At 66.9% G+C, this 15,554-nt stretch carries 16 protein-coding genes; 10 read left to right on the top strand and 6 right to left on the bottom strand.

Features of this window, described 5'->3' with window-relative positions; all coding sequences use genetic code 11:
* Positions 1–4: 4 nt before the first annotated feature.
* The 3 genes from ACN2C7_RS16845 to ACN2C7_RS16855 are packed head-to-tail and all read left to right on the top strand — an operon-like array spanning position 5 to position 3,155.
* The gene (locus ACN2C7_RS16845; RefSeq protein ID WP_419318464.1) at positions 5–1,480 is read left to right on the top strand and encodes a M20 family peptidase; all 1,476 of its coding nucleotides are present in this window, start codon (positions 5–7) and stop codon (positions 1,478–1,480) included.
* Between the two features lie 53 nt (positions 1,481–1,533).
* Positions 1,534–2,649 (top strand): Rieske 2Fe-2S domain-containing protein, encoded by a 1,116-nt coding sequence (locus tag ACN2C7_RS16850; RefSeq protein WP_419318466.1) that lies wholly within the window; start codon positions 1,534–1,536, stop codon positions 2,647–2,649.
* Positions 2,650–2,681: 32 nt separating this feature from the next.
* Positions 2,682–3,155 (top strand): type II CAAX prenyl endopeptidase Rce1 family protein, encoded by a 474-nt coding sequence (locus ACN2C7_RS16855; RefSeq protein ID WP_419318468.1) that lies wholly within the window; start codon positions 2,682–2,684, stop codon positions 3,153–3,155.
* A 98-nt stretch (positions 3,156–3,253) separates the two neighbouring features.
* Here ACN2C7_RS16855 and ACN2C7_RS16860 read toward each other — a convergent pair whose 3' ends face one another.
* On the bottom strand, positions 3,254–3,826 hold the full coding sequence (locus tag ACN2C7_RS16860; RefSeq protein WP_419318470.1) for an SH3 domain-containing protein: 573 nt from the start codon (positions 3,824–3,826) through the stop codon (positions 3,254–3,256).
* Positions 3,827–4,041: 215 nt separating this feature from the next.
* Between ACN2C7_RS16860 and ACN2C7_RS16865 the strand changes: the two genes are divergently transcribed.
* On the top strand, positions 4,042–4,905 hold the full coding sequence (locus tag ACN2C7_RS16865) for a hypothetical protein (protein WP_419318472.1): 864 nt from the start codon (positions 4,042–4,044) through the stop codon (positions 4,903–4,905).
* Positions 4,906–5,762: 857 nt separating this feature from the next.
* Here the strand turns inward: ACN2C7_RS16865 and ACN2C7_RS16870 are convergent.
* A complete protein-coding gene (locus tag ACN2C7_RS16870; RefSeq protein WP_419318474.1) occupies positions 5,763–6,389 on the bottom strand; it encodes a glutathione S-transferase family protein in 627 nt (208 codons plus the stop codon).
* A gap of 105 nt (positions 6,390–6,494) precedes the next feature.
* Between ACN2C7_RS16870 and ACN2C7_RS16875 the strand changes: the two genes are divergently transcribed.
* Entirely contained in the window at positions 6,495–8,186 is a 1,692-nt protein-coding gene (locus tag ACN2C7_RS16875; protein WP_419318476.1) for an acyl-CoA dehydrogenase family protein, read from the top strand.
* A 91-nt stretch (positions 8,187–8,277) separates the two neighbouring features.
* The gene (locus tag ACN2C7_RS16880; protein ID WP_419318478.1) at positions 8,278–9,888 is read left to right on the top strand and encodes a serine hydrolase; all 1,611 of its coding nucleotides are present in this window, start codon (positions 8,278–8,280) and stop codon (positions 9,886–9,888) included.
* A gap of 10 nt (positions 9,889–9,898) precedes the next feature.
* On the opposite strand, the gene ACN2C7_RS16885 is transcribed toward ACN2C7_RS16880, so the two are convergent.
* The 3 genes from ACN2C7_RS16885 to ACN2C7_RS16895 form a co-directional block, all read right to left on the bottom strand.
* The gene (locus ACN2C7_RS16885; protein ID WP_419318480.1) at positions 9,899–10,507 is read right to left on the bottom strand and encodes a TetR/AcrR family transcriptional regulator; all 609 of its coding nucleotides are present in this window, start codon (positions 10,505–10,507) and stop codon (positions 9,899–9,901) included.
* A gap of 73 nt (positions 10,508–10,580) precedes the next feature.
* Positions 10,581–11,228, bottom strand: a complete 648-nt coding sequence (locus ACN2C7_RS16890) for a TetR/AcrR family transcriptional regulator (protein WP_419318482.1) — start codon at positions 11,226–11,228, stop codon at positions 10,581–10,583.
* The gene (locus ACN2C7_RS16895; RefSeq protein WP_419318484.1) at positions 11,225–11,449 is read right to left on the bottom strand and encodes a hypothetical protein; all 225 of its coding nucleotides are present in this window, start codon (positions 11,447–11,449) and stop codon (positions 11,225–11,227) included. The genes ACN2C7_RS16890 and ACN2C7_RS16895 overlap by 4 nt, the downstream gene beginning before the upstream one ends.
* A 311-nt stretch (positions 11,450–11,760) precedes the next feature.
* On the opposite strand from ACN2C7_RS16895, the gene ACN2C7_RS16900 reads away from it, so the two are divergent.
* Together ACN2C7_RS16900 and ACN2C7_RS16905 are read left to right on the top strand one after the other, a co-directional pair.
* Positions 11,761–11,958 (top strand): twin transmembrane helix small protein, encoded by a 198-nt coding sequence (locus ACN2C7_RS16900; protein WP_419318486.1) that lies wholly within the window; start codon positions 11,761–11,763, stop codon positions 11,956–11,958.
* Between the two features lie 26 nt (positions 11,959–11,984).
* Positions 11,985–12,563: a cob(I)yrinic acid a,c-diamide adenosyltransferase gene (locus ACN2C7_RS16905; protein WP_419318488.1), complete on the top strand. Its 579-nt coding sequence runs from the start codon at positions 11,985–11,987 to the stop codon at positions 12,561–12,563.
* Positions 12,564–12,567: 4 nt separating this feature from the next.
* Here ACN2C7_RS16905 and ACN2C7_RS16910 read toward each other — a convergent pair whose 3' ends face one another.
* The gene (locus ACN2C7_RS16910; RefSeq protein ID WP_419318490.1) at positions 12,568–12,828 is read right to left on the bottom strand and encodes a hypothetical protein; all 261 of its coding nucleotides are present in this window, start codon (positions 12,826–12,828) and stop codon (positions 12,568–12,570) included.
* Positions 12,829–13,062: 234 nt separating this feature from the next.
* On the opposite strand from ACN2C7_RS16910, the gene ACN2C7_RS16915 reads away from it, so the two are divergent.
* Together ACN2C7_RS16915 and ACN2C7_RS16920 are read left to right on the top strand one after the other, a co-directional pair.
* Positions 13,063–13,809, top strand: a complete 747-nt coding sequence (locus ACN2C7_RS16915; protein ID WP_419318492.1) for an electron transfer flavoprotein subunit beta/FixA family protein — start codon at positions 13,063–13,065, stop codon at positions 13,807–13,809.
* Positions 13,810–14,751, top strand: coding sequence for an electron transfer flavoprotein subunit alpha/FixB family protein (locus ACN2C7_RS16920; protein WP_419318494.1), 942 nt, complete (start codon positions 13,810–13,812; stop codon positions 14,749–14,751).
* Positions 14,752–15,554 lie beyond the last annotated feature (803 nt).

Genomic DNA, 15,554 nt, shown 5'->3' on the forward strand with positions numbered 1-15,554 from the left:
CGTGATGGGATTTGCGGGCAAGGCCGGCTTGACGGCTGTTGGACTGGTGCTGGCCGTGGCCGGCGTCGTGGCGGTGCGGACCGCGACCTTCAAGGCTCCGGCCGCGGTCGACGTGGCTGAGGCCAGGCTGGCCGCCGGACGCACGGTCGACACCACCAAGGCCGCCGCCAACCTGGCCCAGGCCATCCGCTTCCAGACCATCAGCCACCAGGACAGGGCCGACGACCAGCCCGCCGAGTGGGACAAGCTGCACGCATGGTTACAGACCACCTATCCCGCCGCCCACGCCGCCATGCAGCGCGAGGTTCTGGCCGGGCATACGCTGGTCTATACCTGGCCCGGCTCGAACCCGGCCCTGGCCCCCATCGTGCTGATGGCCCACCAGGACGTGGTGCCGGTGACGCCGGGCAGCGAAGGCTCGTGGACCCATCCGCCCTTTGCCGGCGTGGTGACCGACAACGCCGTCTGGGGTCGCGGCGCGATCGATGACAAGGGCTCGCTGATCACCCTGTTCGAGGCGCTGGAGGGTCTGGCGGCCGGCGGCTTCAAGCCCGTGCGCACCGTGATCATCGTCAGCGGCCATGACGAGGAGGTGCGCGGCGTCGGCGCGGTCGCGGCGGCGGCCCTGTTCAAGTCGCGCGGGATCAAGGCCCAGTTCGTGCTCGACGAGGGCATGGTCGTGGTCGAGGACCACCCCGTCACCGGCAAGCCCACCGCCATCATCGGCACGGCCGAGAAGGGCTACGCCACCCTGAAGGTCACGGCCCCGGCCATCGGCGGCCACTCCTCGGCGCCGCCAGCGGAAACGGGTGTCGCGACGCTGTCGCGGGCCGTGCTGGCCATCACCGACAAGCCCTTCCCGATGAAGTTCGCCGGCCCGGGCGCCGACATGCTGAAATCGATCGCCCCGCACGCCTCGCTGCCGGTCAGGGTGTTCGCCGCCAACACCTGGCTGTTCTCGCCCCTGCTGGTGCAGGTCACCGCCAAGACCCCGGCCGGGGCGGCCATGCTGCACACCACCATCGCCCCGACCATGCTGAAGGGCTCGCCCAAGGAGAACGTCCTGCCGCAGGACGCCACCGCCTGGATCAACTACCGCATCGCGCCGGGCGACACCTCGGCCAAGGTCATGGCCCGGGCCAAGGACGCCGTGGGCAAGCTGCCGGTCGAGCTGACCTGGACCAAGACGCCCGACGAGCCCTCGCCGATCTCCTCGACCAGCTCCGACGCCTGGAAGACCCTGGCCAGCCTGGCCGCCGACGAGAGCCAGGCGCCGGTGGTGCCCGGCCTGGTCACCGCCGGCACCGACAGCCGCTACCTGGCCCCCGTGGCCAGCGACGTCTATCGCTTCCAGCCGCTGGTGCTGTCGATCGACGAGACCAAGATGATCCATGGCACCGACGAGCATATCAGCCTGGCCAATGTGGAGCGGATGGTGCGGTTCTATCAGCGCCTGGTCGAGACGGCGGCGGCGCGGTAGGCCCCATCCCCAAAGCGTCGTGAAAAGTCAGCAAACCGGGCTATAAGGCCCCCATGCCCGACGACGCTTCGCCCGCCCCCCAGTCCGCCCCAAAGTCCGCTCCCGCCGCCAAGTTCGGCGAGGGCTTCGTCATGGACGCCTGGTACGTGGCCGCCCTGTCGCCTGATCTCAAGGCGGGCAAGATGGAGCACCGCGAGCTGCTGGCCGAGCCGGTGCTGCTGGGCCGCACGAAGGCCGGCATCGCCTATGCCATTCGCGACATCTGCCCTCACCGCGCCGCCGCCCTGTCGGCCGGCAAGGTCAGGACCGAGGCCGACGGCGGCGAGAGCATCGAGTGCCCCTATCACGGCTGGCGGTTCGGCACGGACGGGGCCTGCACGGCGATCCCCTCGCTCACCGCCGACAGCGACCTGGACATCAGCAAGGTGCGGGTGCGCCGCTATCCGGTCGTGGAACAGCAGGGCCTGGTCTGGATCTGGATGTCGTCGGACGCCCGCTTCGACGGCGAGCCGCCGGAGGCCCCGCCGGTCATTCCCGGCGTGGTGGGCGGCAAGCCCAAGCTGGTCGACGCCCTGGACTATGACATCCATATCGACCACGCGGTGCTGGGCCTGATCGACCCGGCCCATGGCCCCTATGTGCATCAGCAATGGTGGTGGCGCACCACGGCCAGCCAGCACGAAAAGAAGAAGCGCTTCGCCCCGTCCGAGGCCGGCTTCACCATGGTGCGGCACGAGCCGTCCAAGAACTCCAAGGCCTACGCCATCCTGGGCGGCGAGCCCCTGACCGAGATCACCTTCCGCCTGCCCGGCCTGCGCTGGGAGCATGTGACGGTGGGCAAGAAACAGGTGCTGGCCCTGTCGGCCATGACCCCGATCAACGCGGGCAAGACCCGCATGAACCAGATCATGTGGTCCGATCACTGGGCCTTCACGGCCCTCTATCCGATCATCCGCATCGCGGCCCGGGCCTTCCTGCGCCAGGACGGCTATATCGTCGGCGTCCAGAGCCAGGGCCTGCAGTCCAACCCGCCGCTGATGTGGGTGGGCGACGCCGACCAGCAGGCCCGCTGGTACCAGCAGTGCAAGCGCGAATGGCAGGCCAGCCGCGCCGAAGGCCGGGCCTTCGTCAATCCCGTCAAGGACACCGTGCTGCGCTGGCGGACCTGATCGCCAGACTGGGCCGGCGGCTGGGACGCAGCTTGGTCACCCTGCCCTCGGCCAGCGGCTGGCTGCTCTGCGCCGCCGTCTGCGTGGCCACCCTGCCGGTGATGGCCGCCATCGGCTTTTCCACCGGCCTCTATCACCTGACCCCCGCCCAGCCGGATCTGGCGCTGCGGATGCTGAAGGTCTTCTTCGTTCCGGCCCTGGGTGAGGAAATCGTCTTTCGGGGCCTGCTGACGCCGGGTCGCGACGAGTCGCCAAGGCCCGCGCTGCTGATCGCGATCTCGACCAGCCTCTACACCCTCTGGCACGTGGCTGAGGCCCTGACCTTCCTGCCCGGCGCCGCAGGCGTGTTCCTGCGGCCGGACTTCCTGCTGTGCTGCGCGGTGCTGGGCCTGGCGTGCGCAATCCTGCGCTATCGGACCGGCTCGCTGTGGCCGGCGGTCCTGCTGCACTGGGCGCTGGTCGTGGCGTGGCAGACCTGGTGGGGCGGCGTCAGCGCCCTCAGCTGAGGTCCCGACAAAGTAGAGCCCGCCTGGTCGGGGGGACCAGACGGGCTCGTGCATGGAGCGCGGTGAGGGACGGAAGCCGCGCTCCAGACCTCTATGACTTAGGCGCGGTAGACGTAGGCGCTGGAGACGTAGCCCACGCCGACGCCGTCCTGGCCGACCAGGATCCACTTGCCGTCATCGGTGCGGCCCAGGGCCTGGAAGGTCTGGCCGGCGGCGACACCGCCCACCTTGGCGCCGCGGGTCGAGGCCGAGGCGCGCAGGTTCAGGTTGGACCGCGCGACATACTTGCCCTTGATCTCGGTCACCGGCTGGGCCTGGACCGAGTTGGCGAAGCGCACGCCGTCATACTTGTAGGCGCCGCCGACAGCCTGACGGGCGTCCTTCTTCTGCATCTTGCAGCCGACATAGGAACCGGCGCCCGCGCCGACCACGGCGCCGATGGCGGTGCCCGTGCCCCGGTCATTCTTGGCCAGGTTGCTACCGGCCACGGCGCCCAGCAGAGCGCCGATAACCGCGCCGCCTTCCTGCTTCTGGCCCGAGGCGTTGCAGCCGACGACGCCGCCCAGGCGCTGCTCGACGGCGAAGGCCGACGGAGCCGAAACCAGGGCCAGGGCGCTGGCCGAGGCGGCCAGGGTCAGGGCGATGGTCTTGAAGGTCTTGAGGCTGGTCATGTCGATAGTCCTTGTCCCGATGGAATGTGTCCGGGGTCATCAACCCCGTGAGACAGACCATGACAGGGTGAAGCTGAACGGGGTCGGCGACCGCGCCGACAGATTTCGTTCATGTTGAAAAAACGTCGCCCCGCACAACCACACGAGGCGCCGCCTTGCTCACCCTTGGGTTCTGGCTAGGGTGCGCCCGCCATTTCAGTCGCCCCGGGGGGCCCATGTCGTTCCAGTCCAGATCCGTGACGCTTGCGCTCAGCCTGGCCGTCCTTGCCGCCCTGTCCGGCTGTGACAAGCTGCCCGGCGCCGCCAAGCCGCCGGCCGAAGCGGCCAAGCCTGTCGCACCGGCGACGTCCGCCGCTGCGCCGGAGCCAGAGCTGCCGCAGTTCGACCTGTACGCCCAACGTGACGAGGAGCGCCTTATCGAGGCCAAGTTGCTGAAGGAATTGGGCCAGCCGGACGCGCGCAAGGGTCCGACCCTGACGCTGCAACACAACGGCCAAGCCAGCCTGACCGTGACCGACGACGAGGAAACCTACAGCCTGCTGACGCGTGTCTTTGAGGTGCCGACCGTCCAAGGCATGCAGACCGTCTACGAGGTCGTCACGTCCTATTTCGCTGCGCCCGCCGACTACGTGCCCATCAGCACCTTCTATGACAAGCGAGGCGTCGAGATCGAATCTGCCGAAATCGGTCAGTGGCGGGGCGCCGTGCTCGCCATTTCGGCCCAGGCCGAGACCTTGGAGGCGGAGGACGACCCCCGCGCCCGCACCGAGCTGCGCGACTGGTCGAGCAAGCCGCACCGCAAATTCGAGTTCAAGTCGCGCTGCCTGACAACGGAGTGGGTCAGCGACACCGAGATCAAGGGTTATTGCCTGCGTCCGGCCACCGAGGAGGCCAATCCAGGCATGAAGCTGACAGGCTACGGCGAAGAGACCCCGGCGGTCTTCACGCGCGTTGGACCCAACGCCTGGCGGGTGCGGGAACTGAGCGTACCCAAGGCCAAGCTGCGCAACTTGCCGGACAACCCGCCGACCGCCTATGACGAGACGGTCAAGGGCGTGGCCTATACCGGGAACCAGTAGTCGCGAAGAGGGCGGGACGCGCTGACAAGTCCTCCCCCTGAAGGGGGAGGCGGCCGGAGGCCGGAGGGGGAAGACCGCAGTGAGTCAGCGGTCTTCCCCCTCCGTCGGCCCGAACGGGCCGACACCTCCCCCTTCAGGGGGAGGACTTGAGGGGATAGGCCGCGCTCAATCCCCGTGCTTTCCAGAACAAACTCCAACCTGATCAACCGCTTGTAAAATAGTTGATCGCGCCAATCAGACGCGCTCAAACCCGCTGCATAATCAGAGCTGTCCCTGTCGCAGGGGGAGGCGCCTGGATCCGGCCCAACAGCGGCGATGGGGATGGAGCTGAGCGGGGCCGCGCGGTCACGCGGCGAGGACGAAGGTGGTCTGTTCGTTGGATAGATCCGGGACCACCGGAAGGCTCGTCGGAGGAACAGCGCGGAGCAACAGGGCGAGGGATCGTAAACCCGCCTATCGCGCATCGTCGGGGGTCGAGACGGTTAGCCGATTGACCTTGGTGCGCGCCCGTACGGGGGCTCTTGGGTATCAGAGCTGAAAGACGCTCGCTTGGCCCAATCCTCACGCAAGAACAGCTTCTGCGAAGCGGACAGGTCGAGCCGAAACGCAAACAACACATCACGGTCATCCGGGTTCGCCCCGGCCGCTTCGCGCCTCCCCATCTAACTCAGCGAGTGATCGCGTGAGCCTACGGGCCCGTGTCCGCCAGACTTGCCCCCTACGGGTCGCTTCGCGACCGTCTTCCCCCGGAGGGGGAAGATGAAACGCGCCGACCCTCATCTTCCCCCTACGGGGGAGGACGACCTGCGAAGCAGGTCAGGAGGGGGCAAGTGGCGAGCAGAGCTGACCGGCGCCCCTTAAGCCCCCAGCGCGTAAGGACCGCTCTTGTCCAGGGCGGTCTTCCAGGCCGGGCGGGCGTGCATGCGCTCGATCCAGGCGGCCATGTGCGGATACTCCGGCAGCTTGCCCATGGCCTTGGCGACCTCGGGCACGAAGCTCATCTGGATATCGGCGCCGGTCAGACTGTCGCCGACGAAGAACGACCGGCCGGCCAGGCTGTCATTGACGAAGGCCAGGTGGTTGGAAATCTCGGACTGGATGCGCGGCTGCAGCGGCGCGCCGCCTTCGCCCAGGCGGCCGACATACATGTTGAGCATCAGGGGCAGCATGGCCGAGCCCTCGGCATAGTGCAGCCACTGCTGATAGCGGTCGTAGTCGGCGCTGGCCGGATCGGGCGCCAGCCGGCCTTCGCCGTGACGACGGATGACATAGTCGATGATCGCGCCGGACTCGATCACGGTCAGGTCGCCGTCCACGATGACCGGCGACTTGCCCAGCGGATGCACGTCGGTCAGCGACGACGGGGCCAGGCGGGTCTTGGCGTCGCGGGTGTGAAACACGATCTCGTAGGGAACACTCAGCTCCTCCAGCAGCCACAGGATGCGCTGCGACCGGGACTCGTTGAGGTGGTGGACTTTCAGCATGTTTCTTCCCCGTTTTGCGGCCCTATGCTGCGCTGCGGCATTTCTCGCAGGTGCGAAAAGCGCCAGAGTGAAAGAAAACAACTGTTTGGCACAGGGGAGCAAGTCATGACCGCAACGGTCGCTCAAGATAACAGCTCGATCATTCTCCCCGGCCTGACGGGCCTGCTGCGCGAGGCTGCCACGGCGGCCCAGGCCTTTGTCGACAAGGTCCACCCGATCGTGAAGGCCCGGATCGCCGGGCCGGACGGCAAGGTCGATCGCAAGCTGGCCGATCTGGAACAGCACGTAGTTCACGGCTTTGGCTGGTACGCCGCCTATGCCGAGCTGCTCAACCAGGTGACCGGCTGGGCCGAGCGCCTGGAGGCCAGCGGCCGCTTTACCGAGATCGAGGCCCTGCTGGCCCAACTGCTGTTCGCCGAATACGCCACCCAGATGGTCGGCGGCATCGCCATGAACCAGGGCGAGATGATCCGCCCCGTCGACATCACCGATGATCGCGGCGTGATGAACCTGCTGTTCGCCCCGGCCCTGGTGACCCTGATGACCAAGGGCGGCGGCCAGGCCGTGAAGACCGCCATCGCCAAGCGCCTGGCCGAGGCGCGCGGCCGTCCCACGCTGGAAAACACCGGCCTGGACGAAACCTTCGAGATGATCCGCGACCAGTTCCACGCCTTCGCCGAGGAAAAGGTCACGCCCTTCGCCCACGAATGGCACCTGAAGGATGAACTGATCCCGCTCGAGCTGGTGCAGGAACTGGGCGATCTGGGCGTGTTCGGCCTGACCATCCCCGAGGAATATGGCGGCAGCGGCATGGGCAAGACCGCCATGTGCGTGGTCTCCGAAGAGCTGTCGCGCGCCTGGATCGGCGTCGGATCCCTGGCCACCCGCTCGGAGATCGCCGGCGAGCTGATCCTGACCGGCGGCACCGAGGCCCAGAAGCAGTACTGGCTGCCGCGCATCGCCAGCGCCGAGATCCTGCCCACCGCCGTCTTCACCGAGCCCAATACCGGCAGCGACCTCGGGGCCCTGCGCACCCGGGCGGCGCTGGAGGGCGACAGCTATGTCGTCACCGGCGCCAAGACCTGGATCACCCATGCGGCCCGCGCCGATGTGATGACCCTGCTGGTCCGCACCGATCCGGCCACCACCGACTATCGCGGCCTGTCGATGCTGCTGGCCCCCAAGCCGCGCGGCGTCGACGGCGATGACTTCCCCGCCCAAGGCATGAGCGGCGGCGAGATCGGCGTGATCGGCTATCGCGGCATGAAGGAATATGAGCTGGCCTTCGACGGCTTCACCGTGCCGGCTGAAAACCTGCTGGGCGGGGTCGAGGGTCAGGGCTTCAAGCAGCTGATGGCGACCTTCGAAAGCGCCCGCATCCAGACCGCGGCCCGCGCCGTCGGCGTCGCCCAGTCGGCGCTGGAGGTTGGTCTGTCCTATGCGATGGACCGCAAGCAGTTTGGCCAGGCGATCTTCGAGTTCCCGCGCGTCGCCAACAAGCTGGCGATGATGGCGGCCGAGATCATGGGCGTACGTCAGCTGACCTATTTCGCCGCCGCCCAGAAGGACGAGGACAAGCGCTGCGACATCGAGGCCGGCATGGCCAAGCTGATCGCCGCCCGCGTGGCCTGGGCCGCCGCCGACAACGCCCTGCAGATCCACGGCGGCAACGGCTTCGCCACCGAATACGTCATCAGCCGCGTGCTGGCCGACGCCCGGATCCTCAACATCTTCGAAGGCGCCGGCGAGATCCAGGCCCAGGTCATCGCAAGGCGGCTGCTGGACGGCGGGAACTAGGCTGGCCAGCGCCTGACGCCCCCTCCGTCCCGGCGCTTGCGGCGTGCACACGCATCAGCTTAGCCTCGCCGCTTGATCTGAAGGACGCATCATGATCGCCACGACCCGCCGCGCCGCCCTGCTTTCCGCCCTGGCCACCGGCGGGCTCGCCGCGTTCGGGACCGCAGCCAAAGCCCGGGAAACCGGCTCGGTCGCCGCGGCGGTCGACCAGTACGCCCAGCAGGTCATGACCGCCTTCCCCGACCAGCCGGGCCTGGGCGTCGCCGTGGTCGAGAACGGCCAGATCACCCTGGCCAAGGGCTATGGCATCCGGCGCCTGGGCGCTCCGGCCCGGTGCGACGAGAACACCCTCTTCGGCATCGCCTCCAACACCAAGGCCATGACCGCCGCCGCTCTGGCCATGCTGGTCGAGGAGGGCAAGGTCGCCTGGGACGCGCCCGTCACCCGCTACCTGCCCGACTTCGCCATGAGCGATCCGGTGGTCACCAAGCTGATGACCGTGCGCGACCTGCTGGTTCACCGCAGCGGCCTGACGCTCGGGGCCGGCGACCTGATGATCTGGCCGGCGCCCACCCACAGCCGGGCCGAGATCGTGGCGGGGCTCAAATACCTGCCGATCGGCAGCCCGTTCCGGGGCGGCTACGCCTATGACAACGTGCTCTATGTTGCGGCCGGCGAAGTGGTGGCCGCCGTCACCGGCAAGCCGTGGGAAGACTTCATCAAGACCCGGATTCTCGATCCCCTGGGCATGACCGACACGGTGACCACCCCGGCCCAGGTCGACAGGACCCGCCGGGCCGAGCCCCACTGCCGCCTGGGTCCGCCGGTGCGGGGCATGGGCCCTCAGACCGTCCTGCCCTTCGACGGCAGTTTCGACGCCGCCGCCGCGGCCGGCGGGGTCAATTCGACGCCCGCCGACATCGGCAAGTGGATGCAGGTCCAGCTGGCCCTGGGCGCCTTGCCCGACGGCAAGCGCCTTTGGAGCGAGGCCACCGCCCGCGAAATGTGGAAGCCCCAGACCATCACGTCCTCGTCCGATGGCCCGACGGCGGAAAATCCCGTGCGGCCCTCGATGCAGGCCTATGCCCTGGGCTGGTTCGTGCAGGACCATCGCGGCGAGCGGCTGCTGTGGCACACCGGCGGTCTGGCGGGCTTCATCTCCTATACCGGCCTGCTGCCCGGTCGGAAGTCGGGCATCATGGTGATGACCAACGCCGAGGAAAACCCGGTCCTGCGCGCACTGCGCTACGGCGGCCCTGACCGCCTGCAGGGCCGCAGCGACTTCGACTGGATCGCCTCCAGCAAGCGCGTTCAGGCCGAGGCCGACGCCCAGACCGCCAAGGACGCCGCCGACGCCGCCACGCCCAAGGGCGGCGGCAAGCCGCCCAGCCTGCCGCTCGACGCCTATGTCGGGGTCTATCGCGACCCCTGGTACGGCACGGTCACGATCGGAAAAGCCAAAGGCAAGAAGGCGAAAGGCCTGACGGTCTCGTTCGACAAGACCCCGGCCCTGCAGGGCAGGCTGGAGCTGTTCGACGGCGAGACCTTCAAGACGGTCTTCGTCGACCGCACCCAGGAGGACGCCTTCATCACCTTCGACGTCGAGAACGGCGCGGTGAAGTCAGCCCTGGCCAAGGCGGTCTCGCCGTTGGCCGACTTCTCGTTCGACTATCAGGACCTGCGGCTGACGCGGCAGCCTTGACCGGTCGACCTCAACGCGGTCGCCAGCCCTCGACGATGACCTGAATCTGGCGGTCCATCGTGGCCGACATCAGGGACGCATCAGCCGCGCTGGCATCAGCGGCCGCCAGTCGATAGTTCCAGGCATAGGCGGCCCGAAGGATCTCGATGGCCAGCACCTGATCGAGATCGGCGCGGATTTCGCCGCGTCGCACGCCCTCTTCGAGGATGTCGTGCAACATCCCGGTCAGACGCTGATTGCGACCATAGGGCGTGACGCCGGGGTCAATGCTGGGATTATAGGCGGCGGCGATGTGGGCCAGGAACAGCTTCACCCGCCGGGTTTCGAACTCGTAGTGAATAGCGAAGACCGAGCATAGCCTGTCCATCGCCGTGCCCCGCAGGTAGGGGATCACACGGTCGAACTGCGCATACAGCTCGTCCAGCCGCCCCTCCATCACATGGCTGAGCACCTCGGCCTTCGAAACAAAGGTCGTGAAAACGCTGCCGACCGAGACCCCCGCCCGCTCCGCAATGGCGCGGATGGTCGTTTCCTCGTAACCGACATCGTTGAACAGGTCGCGAGCGGCCACCAGGACCTTCTCACGCGTCGCCTGCTTCTGGTCGTCTCTTACGCCCAAGCCCGTCCCCCTCGAACACGCCAGCGTCTAATTATGATCAAGGGCGCCCCGCCCCAACGGGGCGCCCTCTAAATCAGGCGCGAGCGCCCGCAAAAATGACTTTCAGTTGATCTGAAAGCCGCGCGAGCAACGCTTCCACCGTCCAGCCATCAAAGACAGCGCGGCGATAATTGGCGACATACACGTCCCAAGTCATTTCAGCCAAGAGCTTTGCATCAATGCCGCTCTTCAGCTGACCCTGATCGATGCCACGCTGGGTGACTTCGCCGATCAGGCGGAAGATGTGCTTGAGATCCGCGCGCGAGCGACGCTCGGCGGCCTCGGTGCGCGTCCACGACACGGCGATACTGGCGCGCAGCAGCGGCAGTTGGTCGACATGGAAGTTATAGGCGACGCCGAACAGACCCAGAAGAGCCTCGTCGACGGTGGCGGCGGCGCGGGCGGCCTGAACCATCTGGGCGTAGATGACTTCGTAGTCGGCGGTCAGGATTTCGTCGAACAGCTCGGTCTTGTCTGCAAAGCTGGCGAACACTGCGCCGGTCGACATCCCTGCAGCCTGGGCGATGTCACGGATGGTCGCGCCTTCATAGCCCCGCTCGCTGAACAGACGGCGCGCGGCCGACAGGACGCGCTCGCGCGTACGCTGCTTGGCCAGGGCCCGGCGGGTCAGCTTGACGGGAGAGTCGGTGGCCGACTCGATGTTGACGGATACAAAGCTCATGCGGCGGCCTCCAGTCGAGCGAGGGCCGCCTCGGCGCGCTTCTCAAACTCAGTGCAATAGTCATCGACAACGTTCTGAAGAACGTCGGCGTAGCGGCGCGCCAGTTGGCGGCCATCCTGCGCGGCGTCGCGCAGGTCGGTGATCAGTTGGCGGACTTCCGCCATGGCGTCTTCGCGTTCGGACGCGGAGAACGCGGCGACGGCTACAGAGGCCTTTGCCATTCTGTTTTCTCCTGCCTCCCCGCTGGGGATGAGCGCTGAACGATCTGCGGTGAGGAGATGATCATGTTCAACGAACGCATACTGGAAAAATTGAAGCGGGGGGCTTAACGCCCCAGCCGTGGGATGGCAACCGCTAGGTAGAACTAAAATCACCGAACATCGGCTGGATTTCTATGTATGCTACCGATGTCACTTTACCAGTGCGACAAATGCACTCAACGAACCCGTTCGGCGAATTCACTCATCGGACACCGTTTCGCCAACGCAAAGCTCAGTGGCCAAACGGCTGCCAAACGCCTATCCTCAGGCCCATGGACAGACTCTTCGACTTCCTCGTTCCAGCCGCGCTGCTGGCGGTGCTTCTGGCGCTCAGCGGGGGGCTCTATGCACTCTTCCGGGGCGGTGACTTTGGCCGCACCAATTCCAACAAGCTGATGCGGCTTCGCGTTGTGCTGCAGTTCGTAGCGATCATCGTGCTGGTGGCCGCATATTGGTGGCGCACGCGCTAAAACACGATAACGGCGGTCTGCGACCCATGGTCTCGCTCAACAGGATCTACACCCGCACAGGGGATGGCGGCTTAACGCGCCTGGCCACGGGAGAGCCTGTCAGCAAGGCTTCGCTGAGGGTCGAGGCCTATGGCGGCGTCGATGAGACCAACGCCTTCCTGGGCGTTGCGCGACAACACACCGCAGGTGATCCAGAGCTCGACGCCATGCTGGAGCGCATTCAGAACGATCTTTTCGACCTGGGCGCAGACTTGGCCACGCCTGAGCAGCACGAAAAGCCCGCCTGGGAGCCTCTGCGAATCGTCGAGAGCCAGGTCGAGCGGCTGGAACAGGAGATCGACCGTCTGAACGGCGAGCTCTCAGCCCTGACTTCGTTCGTGCTGCCGGCCGGGTCGCCGGCCTCGGCCGCCCTGCATGTGGCGCGGACGGTCTGCCGTCGGGCCGAGCGTGTGGCGGTGCAGTTGTCGGAAACCGAGGGCGAGGTCGTCGGGCAGCCGGCGCTGAAATATATCAACCGCCTGTCGGACCTGCTGTTCGTCGCGGCCCGCTGGGCCAATGACAAGGGCGCGGCCGACGTGCTGTGGAAGCCTGGCGCGACCCGCTAGGCTCTTATTTCTTCTCGGGCGCGGCCGGGGTCGCGGGAGCGGGTCGCTCGTTGTTGATCGGCGGCACATTGGCCGGACGGCGCGTCAGGGTCTCGATCGAATAGATCGTGCCGCACTTGAGCCAGCGCCCGGCCCAGGCCCCGCCCCGCGCCTCGCAGCGGTCCTTGGGCCAGACCCAGAGATAGTGGTAGCCCAAAACGCCGACGCTGCTGGCCAGGAACAGGCCAATGAAGAGGATTTTCAGGCGTTCGATCGTGCGGTTCATGGCCCGGCTGTTTAGTGGTCGACCGCAAAGCTGACCAGTCCTTTCCTTTGCGGGGCCTTTCGCACCGATGGCGCAACGGTGAGCGGACGCCTGCGGCCAAGTATCGTACAGTTGTTTGAACCCCGCGCACGGCAATGCTTTACGCTTACGCGAAGGGAAACTTGCGTTGCGGTGCAAAACGGGTAATTCCCTCGCCAACGCTAGAGAAAACGCAGCCTGGAGGCGTGAAACCCGATGAAGGTCCTGGTCCCGGTTAAACGGGTTATCGATTACAACGTGAAGGTCCGCGTAAAGGCCGATCAAACGGGCGTCGATCTGGCGAACGTCAAGATGTCGATGAATCCCTTCTGCGAGATCGCGGTCGAAGAAGCCGTGCGCCTCAAGGAAAAGGGCGTGGCGACCGAAATCGTCATCGTCAGCATCGGCCCGGCTCAAGCCCAGGAAACCATCCGCACGGCCCTGGCCATGGGCGGCGACCGCGGCATCCTGATCACCACCGACGCCGACCCCGAGCCCCTGGCCGTGGCCAAGCTGCTGGCCGCCGTGATCGGCGAAGAGCAACCCGGCCTGGTCCTGATGGGCAAGCAGGCGATCGACGGCGACAACAACGCCGTGGGCCAGATGCTGTCGGCCGTGCTGGGCTGGCCGCAAGCCACCTATGCCTCGGCCCTCGAGGTTTCGGGCTCCACCGCCAAGGTCACCCGCGAAGTCGACGGCGGCCTGCAGGTGCTGGACGTCGATCTGCCGGCCGTGATCACCGCTGACCTGCGCCTCAACGAGCCGCGCTATGCCAGCCTGCCCAACATCATGAAGGCCAAGAAGAAGGAGATCGTCAGCAAGACGGTCGCCGACTACGGCGTCGACATCACGCCGCGCCTCACGGTCCTCAAGGTCGCCGAGCCCGCCAAGCGCTCGGCCGGCATCAAGGTCGAAACCGCCGCCGACCTGGTGGCCAAGCTCAATCTCGCGGGAGTGCTCTAGATGGCTGTTCTCGTCGTCGCCGATAACGACAACGCGCACCTGCGCGATGGCACCCACAAGACCGTCACCGCCGCCCTGAAGCTGTCGGGCGACGTGGACGTTCTGGTCATGGGCCAAGGCGCCAAGGCCGTGGCCGACATGGCCGCCAAGATCAGCGGTGTCCGCAAGGTCCTGCTGGCCGACAGCGCCGCCCTGGGTCACAGCGTGGCCGAGGCGCAAGCCGACGCCGTGCTGGCCCTGGCCGGCAATTATGACGCGATCCTGGTTCCGGCCACCTCGGGCGGCAAGAACTTCGCGCCGCGCGTCGCCGCCAAGCTGGACGTCGCCCCGATCAGCGAGATCGTGGAAGTCATCTCGGCCGACACCTTCGTGCGCCCGATCTATGCCGGCAACGCCCTCGAAACCGTCCAGTCCTCGGACGCCAAGAAGGTGATCACCGTGCGTCCCACCGCCTTTGCGGCGGCGGAAGAGGGCGGCTCGGCCCCGGTCGAGAACGCCTCTGGCGCGGAAGCCGACAAGACCCGCTTCGTCAGCGAAGAGATGGTCAAGTCCGATCGCCCCGAACTGGCCGCGGCCAAGATCGTCGTCTCCGGCGGTCGGGCCATGGGTTCGGCCGAAGAGTTCCAGCGGGTCATCGAGCCCCTGGCCGACAAGCTGGGCGCCGCCGTTGGCGCCTCGCGCGCTGCGGTCGATGCGGGCTACGCCCCCAACGACTATCAGGTCGGTCAAACCGGCAAGGTCGTGGCGCCGGCCCTGTATGTCGCCATCGGCATCTCGGGCGCCATCCAGCACCTGGCCGGCATGAAGGACAGCAAGATCATCGTCGCCATCAACAAGGACGCCGACGCCCCGATCTTCCAGGTCGCCGATTTTGGCCTGGTCGCCGACTACAAGACCGCCGTGCCCGAACTGATGGACGCGCTCGCCGCAGCCGGAAAGTAGGCCTGGGCCCACAAGACCCTGGAAAGGCCCGGAGGCGACTCCGGGCCTTTTTGTTTGGGCGCGGCCTGGACTTGCCGCTTGGGGCACGGACACGGTTTCACAGCCTCGCGCGGAAAACCGCCGTGGGGGTGGAAAGGGTCGCGGAGCGTCCGGACGACGTCCGGTTGAGAAATAGAGATTACCGTTTCGACGAAGCCGCCCGCTCCGCGTGGTCGTTATCCATCAGCGTCCCGGCGGGTGGCCCAGTTGGGGCCTTACCGGGACCCGGAAGCTTCGGTTTCCCGAAGTCCCGAAGGTCGGGGGGCGTGGGGCCAATCCTGACCAACACTCGCCTTGATCCCCATCCACGCCGACGGCGGGCGGGTCCTGCAACGCCAGGATCCCCGGACGCGCTTCAGTATCCCCCTGAAGCCCAGCCCCGCTCGATCACCCCCCGCCGCCGCAATGGTCGCTGGCCTTGCGCCCTTCCCGTGCGACGAGGTGGGACAAGAATACGGGCGGTTTGAACGCGTCTGACGGGCGCGATCAACTATTTTACAAGCGGTTGATTGGGCTGGGTTTCATTTCGGAAAGTACGGGGATCAAGCGCCCTCTATCCCCATACCTCCCGTCATTCCCGCCCTTGTGGCGGGAACCCCTGTTTCAGCTGACACGTGAAGCGCCAGCGAAGTGCGCGCGCACTTCGCCCCTCCAGCACCTGCGGCGGCACGAGGGGTTCCCGCCACTTGGCTTGCCCTCGGGCCGGCAAAGCCGGTCCCGGGGGGCGGGAATGACGGAGGGTTATGAGAGGCGACGGGCCGGCC

This window comes from Caulobacter sp. ErkDOM-E, from assembly GCF_048541895.1.
In the GTDB taxonomy this organism is placed as follows: Bacteria; Pseudomonadota; Alphaproteobacteria; order Caulobacterales; family Caulobacteraceae; genus Caulobacter.

What these genes read in the sequence shown, in the direction of transcription:
- ACN2C7_RS16845 (WP_419318464.1), top strand. Translation starts at nt 5, where the DNA reads ATGGGATTTGCGGGCAAGGCCGGCTTGACGGCTGTTGGACTGGTGCTG.
- ACN2C7_RS16850 (WP_419318466.1), top strand. Translation starts at nt 1,534, where the DNA reads ATGCCCGACGACGCTTCGCCCGCCCCCCAGTCCGCCCCAAAGTCCGCT.
- ACN2C7_RS16860 (WP_419318470.1), bottom strand. Translation starts at nt 3,826, where the DNA reads ATGACCAGCCTCAAGACCTTCAAGACCATCGCCCTGACCCTGGCCGCC.
- ACN2C7_RS16865 (WP_419318472.1), top strand. Translation starts at nt 4,042, where the DNA reads ATGTCGTTCCAGTCCAGATCCGTGACGCTTGCGCTCAGCCTGGCCGTC.
- ACN2C7_RS16870 (WP_419318474.1), bottom strand. Translation starts at nt 6,389, where the DNA reads ATGCTGAAAGTCCACCACCTCAACGAGTCCCGGTCGCAGCGCATCCTG.
- ACN2C7_RS16875 (WP_419318476.1), top strand. Translation starts at nt 6,495, where the DNA reads ATGACCGCAACGGTCGCTCAAGATAACAGCTCGATCATTCTCCCCGGC.
- ACN2C7_RS16880 (WP_419318478.1), top strand. Translation starts at nt 8,278, where the DNA reads ATGATCGCCACGACCCGCCGCGCCGCCCTGCTTTCCGCCCTGGCCACC.
- ACN2C7_RS16890 (WP_419318482.1), bottom strand. Translation starts at nt 11,228, where the DNA reads ATGAGCTTTGTATCCGTCAACATCGAGTCGGCCACCGACTCTCCCGTC.
- ACN2C7_RS16895 (WP_419318484.1), bottom strand. Translation starts at nt 11,449, where the DNA reads ATGGCAAAGGCCTCTGTAGCCGTCGCCGCGTTCTCCGCGTCCGAACGC.
- ACN2C7_RS16900 (WP_419318486.1), top strand. Translation starts at nt 11,761, where the DNA reads ATGGACAGACTCTTCGACTTCCTCGTTCCAGCCGCGCTGCTGGCGGTG.
- ACN2C7_RS16905 (WP_419318488.1), top strand. Translation starts at nt 11,985, where the DNA reads ATGGTCTCGCTCAACAGGATCTACACCCGCACAGGGGATGGCGGCTTA.
- ACN2C7_RS16910 (WP_419318490.1), bottom strand. Translation starts at nt 12,828, where the DNA reads ATGAACCGCACGATCGAACGCCTGAAAATCCTCTTCATTGGCCTGTTC.
- ACN2C7_RS16915 (WP_419318492.1), top strand. Translation starts at nt 13,063, where the DNA reads ATGAAGGTCCTGGTCCCGGTTAAACGGGTTATCGATTACAACGTGAAG.
- ACN2C7_RS16920 (WP_419318494.1), top strand. Translation starts at nt 13,810, where the DNA reads ATGGCTGTTCTCGTCGTCGCCGATAACGACAACGCGCACCTGCGCGAT.